Below are 16,599 nucleotides of genomic sequence, written 5' to 3'. Positions count from 1 at the left end.
AAATACGCTCATTTGAAGTAAATCAACGTGCAATGAAATTATTGAAAAATTTGGGTCTTGGGGCGATTTTGTGGATGATGTCGGCAAACATCAGTAATGCACAGGTATTACGGGATACGTTCATTCAAACATCGGCAGAAGATTGGCGAAGCTCCCCCTGGAAGGAGTACCAATCTTTAGAGGGAAAATTTCGGGTGCTTGTCCCTGGGGAGTTTGCCAAAGCTGTTGATTCGGTGCAAACCCCACTTGGAAAACTGGCCTATTACATCCTGGTGTACAATAACACTCAAAAAAATGCTGAAAACCTATTTTATATGATCACCTTTTGTGATTACCCTTCAGGGACGGTTCATTCGGATTCCACTGAATTGCTCAAGGATTTTTTTGACGCAAGCATTGATCAGGCCACGAGTAGTGTCAAAGGAGAATTGGCCTACCAAGCCGACATTGTCCAACAAGGTTTTCCAGGAAAAATATGGCGGATCAATTACTTGAGGGACCAAGCTGTAATCAAAACCAAAGCATTTATGGTCCGCAATCGTTTTTACACCATTCAAACGGTTACGCTCAAAGACATGGCCATCAACGCTGCCAGTGATCGCTTTTTTGATTCTTTTTTAATTTTATAAAAAAATTAAGAATAATGCTTTTATAAATCAATATTTTTATAATTTTACACCAGAAACAAGTTTGTATTCCTATTCTCTTCCAGCCATTCACATCCGCCTTAATTCCCACATTTCTACAATTTTCCCAAGCAAGTAAAATTATTATTGGCCTCCATCTAACACTGTGCTAGCAATAGAACATTTTTGCCCGAACTCTATCTAGCGTTACTGTATTCTGTCTTAAACATTGACAGGAAGGCCGAGGCCTAATCATGGAATCGGCTTACCTGTCTTTAGACCTTGCCTTTTAAAGATTTCACAATTATTCCTTTTTTCCTTGCCATTTTTTTGTTGCTTTACAATTTGACCAAAATAAATTTGCCAAATTGTAAAATCCACTTATCTTGCCTTTACTTAAACAGTTTAAAAATTTCCAGCCAAATCATTTTCTCAAGGTTCTTTTTCATTTGAAAGAGTCGTAGATTTTATCACTCTTAACTATAAACGGATTTTATGAAAAGACGCTTAATTGGAGCTACTGCTCTATTGTTATGGTTTACTACATGTTGTACGGTTTCAAGTTTTGCTCAACCTTGGGCAGATTTGATGACAAAAGGAGAAAAGGCTAGTTTTGAGGCAGCAAAGGCTGATTTTAAAGTGTTCTGGAAAGACAAAACACCAGAAAAAGGCAAAGGTTTTAAACCCTTTTTACGCTGGGAATATTACTGGGAAAACCGCCTGATGCCTGATGGCTCTCTGCCAAAAGCGGGTATCAACGAAGAAGAATTCAACAGTTACCAAAAAAGCCATGGATTTGCTCCTGACGTGGTGACGAGTGCCCTCACACCCGTTGGCAACTGGACTCCCCTGGGACCAACATCCTCTACGGGTGGTTACGCCGGGATTGGTCGGATCAACGCCATCGCGTTCGATCCTGGCAATTCAAGTGTCATTTACATTGGTAGCGCAGGTGGTGGAGTATGGAAAACTACCAATGGTGGTACTTCCTGGACAGCTCTTACCGATTTTAGCCCAAGTTTGGGCGTAAGCTCTATCCTGGTCGATCCGGCAAGCCCCAATACCATTTATGTATCTACAGGCGATGGTGATGGCCGCGACTCCCCATCAATAGGCATCTTAAAATCAACTGACGGGGGGGCTACCTGGTCTACCACTGGCTTGAATTGGGTTCGTTCCGATGTACGTTATACCCGCAAGTTGGTGAAAAACCCTACAGGTGGAAGAATCCTGGTGGCTACTTCTATCGGTATCTGGTATACTGATGACGCAGGGGCCAGCTGGACACAAGCCAATACAGGGGTGTTTTATGACCTGGAACAAATGCCAGGTTCTACCGGGACGTTTTATGCCACGGCTGTCAATGGCACTACAGGACAGATCCTTCGTTCTACCGACAATGGAGTAACCTGGACTCAGGTACACTCGCTCGCGAGCTCCAATCGTGCAGAATTAACCGTTTCTGCAGCCAATGCCAATTACGTGGGAGCGGTTTATTCCAAATCTTCGGATAGTGGTTTCAATGGTTTCTATTCCTCCACCAATGGTGGCACTTCCTGGACGCTCAAAGCCTCTACCCCTAACTTGTTGGGTTGGAATGCAACAGGGAATGATGCTGGTGGTCAGGGTTGGTATGACCTGACTCTGGTAACTGACCCAACCAACGCGAATACCATTTATTTAGGAGGTGTAAATACCTGGAAATCGACCAATGGAGGAACCAGCTGGACCATCAATACCATGTGGACTTCTTCAGGTTCTGTGCCGGTTGTGCATGCGGATAAACACGCATTGGAGTTCCAAAACAATACCACCCTTTTCCAAGGCAATGATGGTGGCATCTATCGGACAACCAATGGAGGCACCAGCTGGACTGACCTGACCAATACCATGGCCATTAGTCAATTGTATCGCCTGGGTGTATCCCAAACCAACAATGCCATCATAGGTGGTTTACAGGACAACGGTACAAAAATGCGCAGCACCACTGGAACCTGGACCGATGAGATTGGTGGTGATGGCATGGATTGCGCCATCAACCCAACGAATGCAGCTTACATGTATGGTGAATTGTATTATGGGGACATTTATCGTTCAACCAATTCTGGTTCTACCTGGGCTTCGATCAAACCTAATACGACCGAACAGGGTGGTTGGGTAACCCCATTTGCGCTTGCCCCAAGTGCTCCAGCAACAATGTATATTGGTTACAAGAGTATTTACAAATCTACTAATAGTGGTACCAAATGGACCAGAATGGGGGTTAACTCCTCAACTGGCCCGAGTGTGCGTTCCATTGCTGTTGCACCCAATAGCGCTTCTACCGTGTATTATGCTTTTGATGCCGATTTAAGCACAGGTAACATGCTTAGAAAGACTACCAATGGTGGTACCTCCTGGACGACCTTGACCAATCCAACAACTGCTGGTCGCGTCAACGCTTTTGCCATTGACAATACCAATGCCAACAATGTTTGGGTATGTATAAGTGGTTACAACACCGGCAGCAAAGTGTACAAATCCACTAATGGTGGCAGCTCTTGGACCAATGTAAGTGGTACCTTGCCTAACATTCCTGCCAATAGTGTGGTGTATTCCAACGGCAGCAATGGTGGTGTTTACCTTGGCATGGACGTGGGTGTTTATTACCGCGACAATACCATGAGTGATTGGGTACTGTTCAACGCACAATTGCCAAACGTGGAAATTGCGGATTTGGAAATCCAGTACAGCCTGGGTAAAGTGCGCGCAGCTACTTACGGCCGTGGGGTTTGGGAATCTGATTTGTACGGTACCACTCCGTTCGTTGCTCCTGAACTGGCTGGAAAACTCAGCGACAAAGAATTGCAAAAAACCAACTTCAAGGTGTACCCTAACCCTGCTCAGGATGTACTCAATGTTGAATTCTATGCTGCTGAGGGTGGCTCAAGCCGTTTGTACATCGTTGATTTGATGGGTAGAGTACAAACCAAGGATCAGGTGGTTGAAATGGTGCAAGGCTACAACAAAGTCAATATCCAAATCAACGATTTGCCCAATGGCGTGTATTACCTGACCAATGGAAAAGGTAAATCTGTACGCTTTGTAAAGACTACTTCTTCTTCCAACTAGTGGTGATAAACAATTGAATATCTGTTTTTGCTCGCCGCTAGCCATAAAAAGCTAAAGGAAGCATCAAACAAAAGGGGTGAGTCGTGTATCTTCGCGGCTCACTCTTTTTGTTTTTAGACTTTTTGAAAAATTGATACAAAAGCAGGCCATGAAAGTTCAGGAGATACGGATTGAGGAGTACCAATACGATTTACCAGAAGAACGGATTGCAAAATACCCACTTGCCCAACGGGATGCGTCAAAGTTATTGGTGTTTCACCAAGGCGAGTTGTCTGATGATGTTTACACCAACTTGGATCAGCATATTCCGAAAGGGGCTTTGATGCTGTTTAACAACACCAAAGTAATCCCTGCCAGGCTACACATGGCCAAACCTACGGGAGGCATTGTAGAAATTTTTTGCCTGGAGCCTCTCGGAGAACTCGGCGTCGAAATGGCCAAATATGGCGAATGTGAATGGAATTGCCTGGTAGGAGGGGCCAAAAAATGGAAAGAGGGACCTGTCAGCGCGACTTGGGGAACAGAACCGAATCAAATGCATCAACTTTCGGCCGAAATACTCGAACGTGGACCTAGTCATTTCAGTATCAGATTCCACTGGCAACCAGCTGCATACACCTTTGCTGAAGTTCTGAGTTCAATTGGTCAAATTCCATTACCTCCCTATCTTGATCGGGAGGCAGAGGAATTGGATCGGGAGCGCTACCAAACCATTTATGCAAACCTGGAGGGTTCTGTTGCTGCACCAACGGCGGGTTTGCATTTCACCCCGGCGGTTTTTTCTAAACTTGAAAACCAGGGCATCGATCTTGATTTCATTACCCTGCATGTTGGCGCAGGTACTTTTAAACCCGTAAGTGCCCCAACGATCGGGCACCATGATATGCATGCGGAATATTTTGATGCATCGCGTGGGTTGATCCAAAAATTGATCCAGGCTCACCAAACCCAGCGCCCGGTGGTGGCTGTTGGTACTACCACTTTACGTACTTTGGAAAGTCTGTACCTGATGGGTTGTAAATTACTGAAAAATCCAGACCTCGACCGGGAGGTCCTTGAAATTCGCCAGTGGGACGCTTATGAGCTGGAACGAGAAAACATCCCGGTAGAGAAAGCCCTTCAGGCTTTGCTGGGTTGGCTAAACTCCAATGATTATGACCGTTTGGTAGCCAAAACCCAGTTGTTGATTGCTCCGGGATATCCGGTCAAAATGATTAATGGGCTATGTACCAATTTTCACCAACCTGGCAGTACGCTCTTGTTGTTGGTTGCAGCATTGGTAGGAGAGGAGTGGAAAAAAATGTACCAATATGCCTTAGATCACGAGTATCGTTTTTTGAGTTATGGCGATGGATGTTACCTTTCCCTTACACCTTGAGTTATTTTAATCTCTTTTTCAAGTCCTTGATGACCATCAGCCAGTGGTCCAATTCGTCAACTTCCTCCCACAATTGCCGCAATTCCGAATCTTCGGACTCGCTGATTTTTTCAACGGCATGGATGGCTAAATTGATCAAATCGGCATCAATCCACTCCTGGATGGCTTCCAGGTCAATTTCGAAATCATCCAAGAGGGTTTCGTGAAATTCTTCTGGCTCATTGCCTTGGGAGATGGCCAACAATTCAGCTGCTGCCAACACGGAGGATCCCAGATGTTCATCGGGTTCATCTTCCTCAATGGCATCGCTGAAGAGCCGTTCAATTTTGTCGATGGATTGTTTTTCAGAAAATGCTTCTACCCACGCTACTGCGTCGTCATTTTCAAAATTATTAATACCCCAGGCTGCCATAACACTGTTGCTTATTCCTGAAAAAGTTGGATAAATACGAATGTCGAGTTGATTGGACCCCAATCGGAGGGAAAGTGGCCTTCGCTGCAAAAATAATTGTTTCTCTAAAGCTTTCTAAGAATTTTTTAGAAACTGGAAGGCTGCCCCAATTTGATCCACGATATCGCTGGCCAAAAGAGCTTCATGCCCTAGCTTATTCGCGGCAATATCCCCAGCCAAACCATGGAGGTAAACGCCTAATTTACAGGTTTGCGCAGCATCATAACCCTGGGCCAATAAACCTGTAAGGATACCCGTAAGTACATCGCCACTGCCCGCGGTGGCCATCCCGGGGTTGCCACTGGAATTGAACCAGATTTGGCCATCAGGTAGCGCTATCGCAGAATGTGCACCTTTGCGGATGATGTAAAGACCGTATTTTACAGCCATTTCACGCAGCAATTCCAATCGGGCAAAATCGTCGTTGGCATCTCCAAATAAACGGGAAAACTCCCTGGGGTGGGGGGACAAAATGGCCCCACGTGGAATTCGATGTTGCCATTTTTGTTCCGCAATGATGTTAAGTGCGTCCGCATCGATCACCAGCGGCTTTTGGCCAATGGCTCCCAGGAATTCATCCAGGCCCCTAATGGAAAAATCTTTGGTCCCAAGCCCACAGCCGATGCCTACAGCTGAGTATTTGTTAAGTCCTGGCATTTCGGAAAAATTGAACTGATGCCGATCCGAACTGACCATGGCTTCCGGTAAGCCCATTTGTAGGATGGGATAACCACAGGCAGGAGCGTGAATGGTCAACAAACCTGTGCCGCTCCGCAGAATAGCCCGCCCACTGAGCAAGGCTGCACCCATCATGCCCTGGCTACCCGCAATGAGCAGTGCGTGGCCGTACAAGCCCTTGTGGGCATAACGAGTACGTTTTTTCACCCAGGCTTGTACATCGGCTTGTTGGAGGTAATAGTTTTGGGTTTCAAGTTCCTGAATCTTCCCTGGGTGTAGTCCAATCGAAGCAAAAGCCCATTCGCCAACCCGGCTATCGTTTTCCGACAACAAAAAAGCCAGTTTGGGGAATTCAAAACTGAAGGTATGATCGGCACAAAATGTTTTATTTTTGGTGCAAGCATCGGCATTTAAACCAGTGGGTAAGTCTACGGATACTTTCGTGCCTTCAAAACGATTCAAATATTCTATAAAATCAGCCCAATAGCCCTCCAGAGGGCGTGAAATACCAGTTCCAAGCAAGGCATCAATCAAAATACCTGAGGGTGGGAGAGGGGGCAGTGGGGCGCCTCCCGAAATATTGGTAATTGGAATACTATTGAATTCAGGTAAATTCTTTAAATTTGTTTGAAAATCAGCACTTTGTTTTGGACTAATGGCACACAGATAGAGTTCAACTTCGTAAAAGGCATAGTTCAACAATCGGGCAATGGCTAGTCCATCTCCGCCATTGTTGCCTGGCCCACAAAAAATATAGATAGGGGAGTCCCTTTGCGGGAATTTTGCCATAAACCAATCCACAAAACTGGCTGCTGCGCGCTCCATCAAGTCGATGGAGGCAATGGGTTCGTGGGCAATGGTGTAGGCGTCTAGTTCACGAATCTGGGCTGAGCTAAGGATTTTCATACCTTTGGATTTGTTATCGATCAAAATAATGCTAAATTTGAATAATTTCAAGAAAATAAATTAAAATCAAATTGTTTTAAAATGAATTTCAAAAAATATTTCTCACTTATCATTTTAGCCGTTTTTATAGGTTCAATTGTGATTCTTTCGGCACAGATAATCAGCATCTTCCAAATCTCCCAAAAAAGAGACGCTGCCAAAGCGGAATACCACCAAAGCCAGGAAGAATACAAGAATGCCGAATCAACAATGTCTAAAACAGCCAGAACTGATCTGAGGATAAAATTGCAAGGTCAGAGATATACTTATAAATTTTTAAAGTACGAAAGATTGGCTCAGATTGCATGGATGAAAGTGGTGCTTGCCATAATGTTTCTGCTGGGGATGATTTCTTATAGCATGAGGTATAAGGTGATTTCTTTTTCTTTTATTTAACATAATATAAATTATGAGACAAACTTTAGCAAAAAAAGAGGAGAGCTGTTGAAATTCCAGCTCTCCTAAAAGTTTTAATACTTCATTACTTTTTTTGCCACATTGTGGAGTACATCCTTAACCACGTAAGTTCCGGTAGGTAATGACTGCATCGGAATCCGATTGCTGGCCTTTACACTCAGCATCAATCGGCCCATTACATCGTAAACCTGATAGTCAGAACTGATGTTGGAATACAGCTCCTGATTGACCGGATTGGGATATAACACCAAATTCACATTACTGGTGCGAGGCTCTTTGAGGTCCACCAGTCGATCATCCGTTGTATAGATGGTCACTGTTCCACTGATTTCGTTGGCAGTTACGACCAGCGCAATTCCATTTACAGGGCTCTGATCAGCCGAAATATACACGATCTCTTCCGGTCCAAGGTCACCAGCAGCGCGGGTATTGGCCGCTGCTGCAAAATTCCGGTTATTGAAATAGCCTACAAAACTAGGCTTGCTAGGATTGTCGATATTGTACACGGCAATACCTCCAATTCTCTCCAAACCAACCAAGGCATAACGAACACCACCATGCACAGCTATGGTAATTGCTTCGGGTTCGGGGCCTTTATCGTCACTACGGGTATCAAAAGTTGAAGTGGCATTGTCGTTGTGGCTGGCATTAAAATAGGCTTTGAAAGTTGGATTCTGGCTGAGCTGTAATTCCAGGTCGTTTCCGCTATCAAACACCAAATTACCCTGGTTGTCATAAACTGAAAATGAACGGCCCCCAAAAGTGTAAATCCGATCAAAATCACCATCGCCATCCAGGTCACCGCTAGCATTGGTTGATCGCAGGCGCCCAAGCAATGCATTGTTTTTCAAACTATCTCCTTTGGGGAAAGCTGCTGCATCCAATTTCATGGAAGCTACCCTGGTTTCCTCATTAAATCCACCATAGGCACGTGCGTCCCCTTCATTTGCTGTAATGTAAAACACTTCATTGTTGTGGGTAAATGTTTTGATTGCATCCGGCTGATACATCCCCAAAACCGGGAAATTGCGCAAAAAGATGCCATTGTCCCGATCACTTGCGTCCAGGGAATTGTTCTTGCTCAAGCGATACACGCCCAGTGAAATGGTATCGGTGAGTCCAGCTCCGGCCAGACCAAAATCATTGTCATTGATTACCGCAATTGTTCCATCAGGCAAAACACTTAATCCTTCAGGTTTATCACCAGCCTGGTAACCGGTGCTAGGTAAATTCAACACCAAACGTTTTTGAACGACATTGATTTTTGCGGCAGCCAGGTCATCAGCCGTCATCATTTCCAAGGTTTTGTCAGTCGCACCCGTAGAAGTTGATTTTGCAGACAATTTGGCTAAGATGGTATCACCCAAAAGATTGGTCGCGCCGTTGAAGTCCAGTTCAAACAAGAATTTTTTACCTGTAGACTGACCAGGAACACTGGAGTCCCGCTCAAGGGCCAACATTTTGTTCTTCCCAGTGTAAACGGCATCACCAATTTTATCCACCCGACTGATGGCCAGACCAGCTTCCTTGTTGCGATCCAGCAGGTAAACATACTCACTGACAGCTTTCCCCGTTGCTGCATCGATGCCCAAAATCCGGATAACATCAGTTTTGTTGCGAACTACCGTTGAATTTGGGTTGTCGATCGGCGATTGAATAAAGGCATAAATGACATTGGTTTCGGGGTTGTAGGCAATGGCTTCAAATCCCCGATTCGCCCAACGTTTGCTGTACACAGCTGGCAAGGTTTCTTCTCCATAGGCACCTTCTCCCAGTGGTGCGATACCAAGATCTCCTGAACCTTTGGGCACATAACGGGCCAGCATCAATCCATCCGGGCGGAATTTATAAACAGAGGGCCGATTTTCATCACAAACCCAAAAGTTTCCATCCTTATCCCGAACAACCCCTTCAAGGTCACCGCCAAATGGGTCATAAGGCAATTCTGTATATTGAACATTGGTGCTCTTGTCTACCCAATCCACAATTTTATAATCAGTAGCAGAATCCCGGTAGGTCACAGGCACTTCATCAACGCCCGGAATATTAGTTCTACCTGTAATCGGAACTTCGATATTGTTTTGCAAACGGCGCAATAAGATTTGGGTATCCAAACTTACCCGGCCACTCCGTGGATAAAATTTAAATTTTACAATTCTTCCCTGATAGTTTGGCAATTTGAATGGCCGAAGATCTATGTCAGAGGTAACGCCACCGGTACCTACTGCGTTGGCTTTCAAAACCGGTTCGTCATTTGGCCCCCGGTCTGGCAAGGTGTACAGGGTGTAGCTGGTGTCGGTTGATTCCGTTGGATCGAAATACAACCCGGAAAAACCGCTGAGTTTGATATCAGGTTGACCACCTCCGTATACTGGCTTACCAATGCTCGGCAAATTAACCTGAGTGTTGATGAAATACTGTTTTAGCTCAGGGGCACCATTGTTGTGGTCTTTATAACCCATTGGCGCAATGTCCAATACCTTTGCAGTAGCGATGTCAATAATGGCAACAGCGTTGTTTTCTTGTAGGGTAACATAGGCTCTTTTGCTATCCGGAGCAACACTGATGTATTCTGGTTCCAAATCTTGTGCTACAGTTGCATTTTTTCCAAAAATGCGCACTCCCCTATTGCGCAGATACGCCGCTTTAGTATTAAAATCAGAAAAACCAACTTTTTGTACGGCACCCGATGCAACATCAATTATACTTACAGAACCCTCAGGATCAATGGTATAATCATCAGATGGCTCGCCTTCATTGGCAGTCAGAATCTTTTTTCCATCTGGAGAAAAAGTAACCATGTCCGGCAAGGCTCCAACCGTATACTCCTTTTGCAATACACCATCCGTATTGAATAGCAAAACCTTGCCATTATCAGTGCTTACTTTCGCTTGTACGGCAACTGCAACTGTACCATTGAATACGGCTACACTGTTTACAAGGCCACCATAGGGATTCAGGTCGATGGTATCAACACTTTTTGGCGAACGGGGATCGCTAATGTCCAATACACCAATGGTATTGGCGAGTGCATTCGAAAAAAATAACTTTTTGCTCATTGCATCATAGGCAACGATTTCGGCTGAGCCCTGGTCGAAAGCGTCGGTATAATGGGTTGCTACAGGTCTCAAATTAAATGGTTTTTGAGCTTGTGCCAACACCATGGAAAATAGCATTACAGTGAATGCTCCAAACTTAAGTAATTGTTGCTTCATTTTTTTAAATTGGGTTATGAATTAGAACGGGTAAGATAATGCCGGCATATTAACTAAAGGTTAAGAACTACCCTTGGCCTCCTATAATTCACCCTATTTAATAATTAAATACTGAAAAACAATTAATTACAGAAAAAACAAAACCTAAAATATTATTTTTCAATGTTTTGGCAGGGCCAACTCCCCTACCCTCTTCACTGCCCTCCAAATTTTTTTTTGGTAATTCAGTAATGGGTTTTTACCTTTCAGGCAGTCTACAGTTTAAATTAATCCAAACTAACGCATGCAAAGCCCTTTTACCTCAAAAAGTGCCCTTCAGCACCTCATCAGTATTCCCGTAATTGTAGCCGCCTTGGGCTACTTTGTAGACATCTACGACTTGTTGCTGTTTAGTATTGTACGGATCCCAAGCTTAAAATCCCTGGGGCTCACTGAAGCCGAAGTTTCTTCGGTTGGTGCCAGCATCCTCAATTGGCAAATGTTGGGCTTGCTTGTCGGCGGCATTTTGTGGGGTGTTTTGGGCGATAAAAAAGGCCGGCTTTCGGTGCTTTTTGGCTCAATTTTGACTTATTCTCTGGCGAACATCGCCTGCGGATTTATTCAGGATCCCAGCGTTTACAAAATCCTACGCTTCATTGCCGGGATTGGCCTGGCGGGAGAATTAGGCGCAGGGATCACCCTAGTGTCCGAAATATTGCCCAAACATTTGCGGGCCATTGGCACTTCCTTGGTTGCGGGTATTGGTTTGCTCGGCGCAGTTGTAGCTTATTTCAGCGTAGAATGGTTTGACTGGCGCACAGCGTATTTTATCGGCGGCGGCATGGGTATTGCCCTGTTGTTGCTGCGTATTGGGGTTTTTGAATCCGGTATTTTTGTACAACTCAAAGCGCAACAACACCTGCAACGAGGGAATTTCTTTGCCCTATTCACGAATCGAGACCGTCTAATCCGCTACCTAAAATGTATTGGTATGGGCCTGCCGACCTGGTTTGTGATTGGAATTTTGGCTACCTTCAGCAATGAGTTTGGGGTAGCACTGAATATTGCTGAACCCATCAAACCTGGTTTGGCCATCATGTGGTGTTACATCGGTTTATCTACTGGCGACCTTAGCAGTGGCTTTTTAAGTCATTGGTTGCATTCCCGCAAAAAAGCGGTACTGGGCTTTATGCTTTTCACCTTGGTCTGTTCGGTCATCTATCTGTTTGGCGGCATCAATCAAGCTGGCACCCTTTACACCATGGCTTTATTGTTGGGGTTTGGCATTGGTTACTGGGCGATGTTCGTAACCATCGGAGCGGAACAATTTGGTACCAACTTGAGAGCAACGGCAGCAACTACTATTCCCAATATGGTACGCGGAACTGTAGTGCTTATGACTACCCTGTTTGGCTATTTTAAGCAGTCCTTTAGCGTAATTGAATCTGGAGCTTTTGTTGGCTTACTGTGTTTTGCCATTGGTTTGTATTCCATTTTGACCATTTCAGAAACCCATAACCGTGATCTGGATTTCTTGGAGGAATAATATGGTTTGTGAAAATATAATGGAAGGTTGAGCAATTTCCGCTAACCTTCCATTATTTTATTATTACTTACTCCCCTTCTCCACAACTTTAATCAACATTCCTGCGGTCACCTGATCCTTTTGCTGCATGCCATTCAGAATTGCATGCTCTTCAAGGCGTTTGTCGGTTACGCCGAAGCTTTTCAATGCATCTGCCAAAGTGCCAGTACGGTTCACCGTTTTGATGCTTACCCGTTCAGGGTACACGTTGATCCGGGCAGGATCGGTCAGTTCACGGAAATTTTTAAACGTATTTTGGAAGGTCAAAGCATAGGTATTGTAGTCCGCTGCAGTCGCCATGCCGTAGAAGCGGTAGATGTAGTTGTCATATTGGATGCAATAAATATTGATGCGAAGGGTTTGGGAGCCTTGCTGCGTTTTGGTCGTCTGTTCAGCCACCATCGCAATAGCAGGGAAACCATTGACCGTCAAGTTTTGAGAGTCAATCAACTTTAAAGAATCCTGGCTGATGGTTTTGGTTGCAGCTTCACGCAAGGTTTTTTCTGGAGCAAGGTTAAAAATTATGGCAGCTTTTCCATCTTTGGGCGCCATCACGACCTGCTGAGGCGAGTTTTGCAATTGCCAATCTACAGGGATCGGAAATTGGAACTTCAGCACTGGATGATAAAAAACATTATTGAGGGTATAGCCTTGCTTAGGATCCGGGCCATACACAATGCCGTCGATCATTCGCAGGTACTTATCCCGATTCACCGCCAAATTGTAGTTGTTGGTCTTTTTCTGCTCCGCATCAGCCAGCTCCCCTACCCTTTTGAAACGATCCAAAGGATTAGGGTGAGTGGATAAGAAGTTGGGCACCCGACCTTCCGGGCCGCCGCTCAAACGGTCAATTGTACTAAAAAAGCCAGCCATTTCCTTGGCATCGTAGCCAATTTTGGTGGAGTATTGTACCCCTAGTTCATCGGATTGACTTTCATGATCGCGGCTGTTTTTTAACAGCAACATTTGCATCCCCTGGGATAAGGGCTCCGCAAATTCGGCCGCACCGGGGACTGCTATCAGCACACCAATCAATCCAATCCCACTCAAAATCTGGCTTCTCTGTTGCAGTGCACCGTGACGGGCTGTAACGTGACCAATTTCGTGGCCCAAAACCCCCGCAAACTCTGCTTCATTGTTGAAGTGAGCCATGATGCCTCTGGTAAAATAAACATAACCACCGGGCAAGGCAAAAGCATTCACCACGTCAGAATCAACCACCTTGAATTGGAAAGGTAAATTAGGGCGGTGAGATACTTTGACCATCTCCTGACCTTTTTCATTGATGAAAGCCTGTAGTTTTGGATCATCGTAACTGCCGAATTCAGCAATAACCTGAGGGTCAGAGGATTTCCCCAGGGCAATTTCTTCCTGCTCAGACATAACAAGCAGTTGTTTTTTGCCAGAAACGGGGTTTACCACAGCACAGGAATTCAAAAAAAGTACCGATGCTAGCGTGAACACCGGAAGCATACGCAAGAATATCTTTTGCATTTTTAGCAAGTTTTGCATGGTTTTGATTTTTTGGGTAAAACAAATATATGCTTTAGACGTGAAACGTTTTGCAAGTTCACTTTTTAGGTGAAAAACGTACTATTTTTTTTTAATGGTACAAACAATTTGTTAATGTTTGAAACAAAGAAGCGGGTCAATAGTACCAACTATCGACCCGCTTCTTTGTTTCAAACACCTAATTTTTAATCACTTAAAAAACCCTTATTCCTCTTCCTCCTCCTCACCTTGAATCGGGATAACAAAAGCACTTCTACGGGGAGCAGGAACCTTGGAATTTCTACCGCGTACGGCCTTCCAGATCACCTCATTAAACGCCAAATCTGGTGCACGATCTTCTTTTTCCAGATCAAAAGAATACGAAAGTTTTGACCAATAATCATCAATGGTATTGCGCATGGTCAAGCTGATCTGATTGCTTTTGGCCTCATAAGGACTAAAATCCGGTTTTTTGCTAAAACACGCATACATGGGTCTGGCCGCTGCATCGTATTGGCTCATTGGGCTCAAACCCAGGATTAGTTCTATGGTACGTAGGACGCTTGAGGTGGAATACATGCTGCTCTCCACGTGTTTGCGCTTGGTGTATGGGCTAATGACCAGACAAGGAGAGCGGTGCGCATCAATGTGATCAGGACCGTTTTGAGCGTCGTCTTCCAGGACAAAAACGGCAGATTCTTTCCAGATTTTACTCTTGGACAAGTGTTCGACAAAACGTCCCACTGCTAAATCGTTGTCAGCCACCATCGCCGCCGGAGAAGGCACCCCTACCCTAGCGCCCGCAGTGTGGTCGTTGCCAAAACGCACAAAGTTCATCCGTGGCACCTGGTTGATGGCCAGGAGTGAGTCAAAATCTGCTTTCCAACGTTCAAAGCGCAGAATATCCTGGATAGAAAGGTTATAGCCTGGAAATTTGTTGCACAAATGCCCTTTGAGATTGGGCATGTAAGTTTGTCCATAATCGGCCCAAATGCCATAACTGCGGTAACTCAATCCGGCCGCTTTACATTTGTCCCACAAAAATCCCCCTTTCGACCAGGCGATTTCTTTGGATCCTTCGTATTCATAAGTTCCACCTCTTCCACCATAATTAGTAGGCCAGGTCTTTTCTACATAGTCATTGGCATAAGCCGAAGTGGACCAGTTGTGGCCATCGGCACTGACTTCGGCATCTACGTAAAAATTGTCGAGTAAGACAAATTCCCGGGCGAGTTTATGCATATTGGGGGAAACCGAATCAGGAAACAAACAAAGCGAAGGATCTCCGTTGCCCTCTTTGATGTCGCCAAAAACCTGGTCGTAAGTGCGATTCTCCTTGATGATGTAAAAGACATATTTGATGGGAGAAAGATCGCCTACCTTGCGGGGGATTGGGTTACCAGCTTCCCCATCTGCCAGCATTTCTTTGTTTTTTTGATAGGGAGTATTGCTGTACACCAATTTGGTAAAGGCAGGCAGTTCCTCCAGGGTAGGAACCGCAATAAAGGATAAGGTGCCTTTGAACAAGCCCCCGATGTATTCGGTTTCCTTGGTTCTCGCTTTATATGGATTTGGCCCATTTGGATTGGCTTTAGAAGTCAAACCTTTCCCATTGGTTACCAGAAGTTGATCGCCTACAAAACGGACCGCAGTGGGATACCAACCCGTAGGAACAAAGCCAAGGGACTTGGTTTTGCGTGCTTCACCGACATCAAACAGGGCCAAACAATTGTTGTCGGCATTGGCCACAGCAAGCATTTTCCCATCTTCAGACAAAGCAATTGAATTGGTTGTAGAGCCGGTTGGCGCATCAGGATATAAGGCTGCTACAATGTTTTCTACCACCTGCCCGGATTGCAAGTCAATCACGGAAACGGCATTGTCGTCGGCACAAGCGACATATAAATAACGGGAATCTTTGCTAAAAACCATTTCATTGGGGTGGGAACCTACGGCAATCTCAGCTTCGATTTTGGCCGTTTCAGGATTGTACACGGCAACTGCTGCTCCGCCCCAAATGGAGAGGTAGAGCTTTTTTCCATCCGGAGCCAAGATACAGGTGTAGGCAGCAGCTTTGAGTTTGGTCTTTTTTTCCAGCTGTTTATTTTGTGTATTAAAGGTGTACAAAGCGCTGTCCCCTTTGGTTACACAATACAAACGATCTTCCTGAGCAGAAAGGGTCATTCCGGCTGGTGAAGCGGCACCTCTCGGCCAGCGGTTACCCAAAACCAGGCTGTCACGCAACCTCAGCCGATCGTTTTCGAGGTTATAAATACGGATTTGGTTGTCGTAACCGCCGGAAGCATATAGTGTTTTGGCATCCTTGCTCAGAGCCAGGCCGTACCAGGCCTTGGGAATTTCAATTTCATGCAGGACTTTACGCGTTTTGGTGTCAATCCACATCAAACTGTGTTGAGATTGACCGTTGTTGCTGACTATCGCGCGACTTTTATCGCTGGAAAGTAGCATATTCAGGGGTAAATCGCCTAGTTCGAGCTGATCCCCGATTGGGGTGAGTGACCAGCCATTGGGAAGCATCAGTTTTTGAACCTGGCCATAACGCCCCAAACTCATGGAGCTTTGAGCAGGTTTATTGCAAGAATTGATGCCCAGCAGGCTGAATACAAATAGTGAATACAATAGTGCTTTGAATTTCATGATGGCGTGGATTGATTAAATTCCAATAAAAATCTTAACAATTCCGCATAGTTTCACGATTCTTG

Annotated in this window: 10 protein-coding genes; 5 read left to right on the top strand and 5 right to left on the bottom strand. The window is 45.1% G+C overall.

The window, feature by feature from the left end:
• The first annotated feature begins 32 nt into the window (after positions 1-32).
• From SFV55_RS03865 to SFV55_RS03855, 3 genes are all read left to right on the top strand, one after another.
• Positions 33-629: a hypothetical protein gene (locus SFV55_RS03865; protein ID WP_320028146.1), complete on the top strand. Its 597-nt coding sequence runs from the start codon at positions 33-35 to the stop codon at positions 627-629.
• 492 nt (positions 630-1,121) lie between these two features.
• Entirely contained in the window at positions 1,122-3,737 is a 2,616-nt protein-coding gene (locus SFV55_RS03860) for a T9SS type A sorting domain-containing protein (protein WP_320028145.1), read from the top strand.
• Between the two features lie 148 nt (positions 3,738-3,885).
• Positions 3,886-5,115 carry an S-adenosylmethionine:tRNA ribosyltransferase-isomerase gene (locus SFV55_RS03855; RefSeq protein ID WP_320028144.1) on the top strand — a complete coding sequence of 410 codons (1,230 nt, stop codon included), beginning with the start codon at positions 3,886-3,888 and terminating at the stop codon, positions 5,113-5,115.
• 1 nt (position 5,116) lies between these two features.
• Here SFV55_RS03855 and SFV55_RS03850 read toward each other — a convergent pair whose 3' ends face one another.
• Positions 5,117-5,617: a DUF4259 domain-containing protein gene (locus SFV55_RS03850; RefSeq protein WP_320028143.1), complete on the bottom strand. Its 501-nt coding sequence runs from the start codon at positions 5,615-5,617 to the stop codon at positions 5,117-5,119.
• A gap of 24 nt (positions 5,618-5,641) precedes the next feature.
• Positions 5,642-7,150, bottom strand: a complete 1,509-nt coding sequence (locus SFV55_RS03845) for an NAD(P)H-hydrate dehydratase (RefSeq protein WP_320028142.1) — start codon at positions 7,148-7,150, stop codon at positions 5,642-5,644.
• Between the two features lie 81 nt (positions 7,151-7,231).
• Here SFV55_RS03845 and SFV55_RS03840 point away from each other — a divergent pair, with 81 nt between their 5' ends.
• Positions 7,232-7,585 carry a hypothetical protein gene (locus SFV55_RS03840; protein ID WP_320028141.1) on the top strand — a complete coding sequence of 118 codons (354 nt, stop codon included), beginning with the start codon at positions 7,232-7,234 and terminating at the stop codon, positions 7,583-7,585.
• A gap of 74 nt (positions 7,586-7,659) precedes the next feature.
• Here SFV55_RS03840 and SFV55_RS03835 read toward each other — a convergent pair whose 3' ends face one another.
• Complete coding sequence (locus tag SFV55_RS03835) at positions 7,660-10,737, bottom strand: choice-of-anchor I domain-containing protein (protein WP_320028140.1); 3,078 nt, start codon at positions 10,735-10,737, stop codon at positions 7,660-7,662.
• Between the two features lie 367 nt (positions 10,738-11,104).
• Here SFV55_RS03835 and SFV55_RS03830 point away from each other — a divergent pair, with 367 nt between their 5' ends.
• Complete coding sequence (locus SFV55_RS03830; RefSeq protein WP_320028139.1) at positions 11,105-12,346, top strand: MFS transporter; 1,242 nt, start codon at positions 11,105-11,107, stop codon at positions 12,344-12,346.
• 63 nt (positions 12,347-12,409) lie between these two features.
• Here the strand turns inward: SFV55_RS03830 and SFV55_RS03825 are convergent, their stop codons facing one another.
• Together SFV55_RS03825 and SFV55_RS03820 are read right to left on the bottom strand one after the other, a co-directional pair.
• Entirely contained in the window at positions 12,410-13,879 is a 1,470-nt protein-coding gene (locus SFV55_RS03825) for a M48 family metalloprotease (RefSeq protein ID WP_320028138.1), read from the bottom strand.
• 222 nt (positions 13,880-14,101) lie between these two features.
• The gene (locus SFV55_RS03820; RefSeq protein WP_320028137.1) at positions 14,102-16,534 is read right to left on the bottom strand and encodes a bifunctional YncE family protein/alkaline phosphatase family protein; all 2,433 of its coding nucleotides are present in this window, start codon (positions 16,532-16,534) and stop codon (positions 14,102-14,104) included.
• Positions 16,535-16,599: the final 65 nt, after the last annotated feature.

Origin of the sequence: Haliscomenobacter sp. (assembly GCF_033763495.1) — a bacterium.
Classification (GTDB): Bacteria; Bacteroidota; Bacteroidia; order Chitinophagales; family Saprospiraceae; genus Haliscomenobacter.
The sequence above is the reverse complement of the archived record's forward strand: the minus strand, read 5'-3'. Positions and strand labels throughout refer to the sequence as shown.

Bases quoted from the DNA above. Each gene is read 5' to 3' on its own strand.
- SFV55_RS03865 (WP_320028146.1), top strand. From the start codon at position 33: ATGAAATTATTGAAAAATTTGGGTCTTGGGGCGATTTTGTGGATGATG.
- SFV55_RS03860 (WP_320028145.1), top strand. From the start codon at position 1,122: ATGAAAAGACGCTTAATTGGAGCTACTGCTCTATTGTTATGGTTTACT.
- SFV55_RS03855 (WP_320028144.1), top strand. From the start codon at position 3,886: ATGAAAGTTCAGGAGATACGGATTGAGGAGTACCAATACGATTTACCA.
- SFV55_RS03845 (WP_320028142.1), bottom strand. From the start codon at position 7,150: ATGAAAATCCTTAGCTCAGCCCAGATTCGTGAACTAGACGCCTACACC.
- SFV55_RS03840 (WP_320028141.1), top strand. From the start codon at position 7,232: ATGAATTTCAAAAAATATTTCTCACTTATCATTTTAGCCGTTTTTATA.
- SFV55_RS03830 (WP_320028139.1), top strand. From the start codon at position 11,105: ATGCAAAGCCCTTTTACCTCAAAAAGTGCCCTTCAGCACCTCATCAGT.
- SFV55_RS03825 (WP_320028138.1), bottom strand. From the start codon at position 13,879: ATGCAAAAGATATTCTTGCGTATGCTTCCGGTGTTCACGCTAGCATCG.
- SFV55_RS03820 (WP_320028137.1), bottom strand. From the start codon at position 16,534: ATGAAATTCAAAGCACTATTGTATTCACTATTTGTATTCAGCCTGCTG.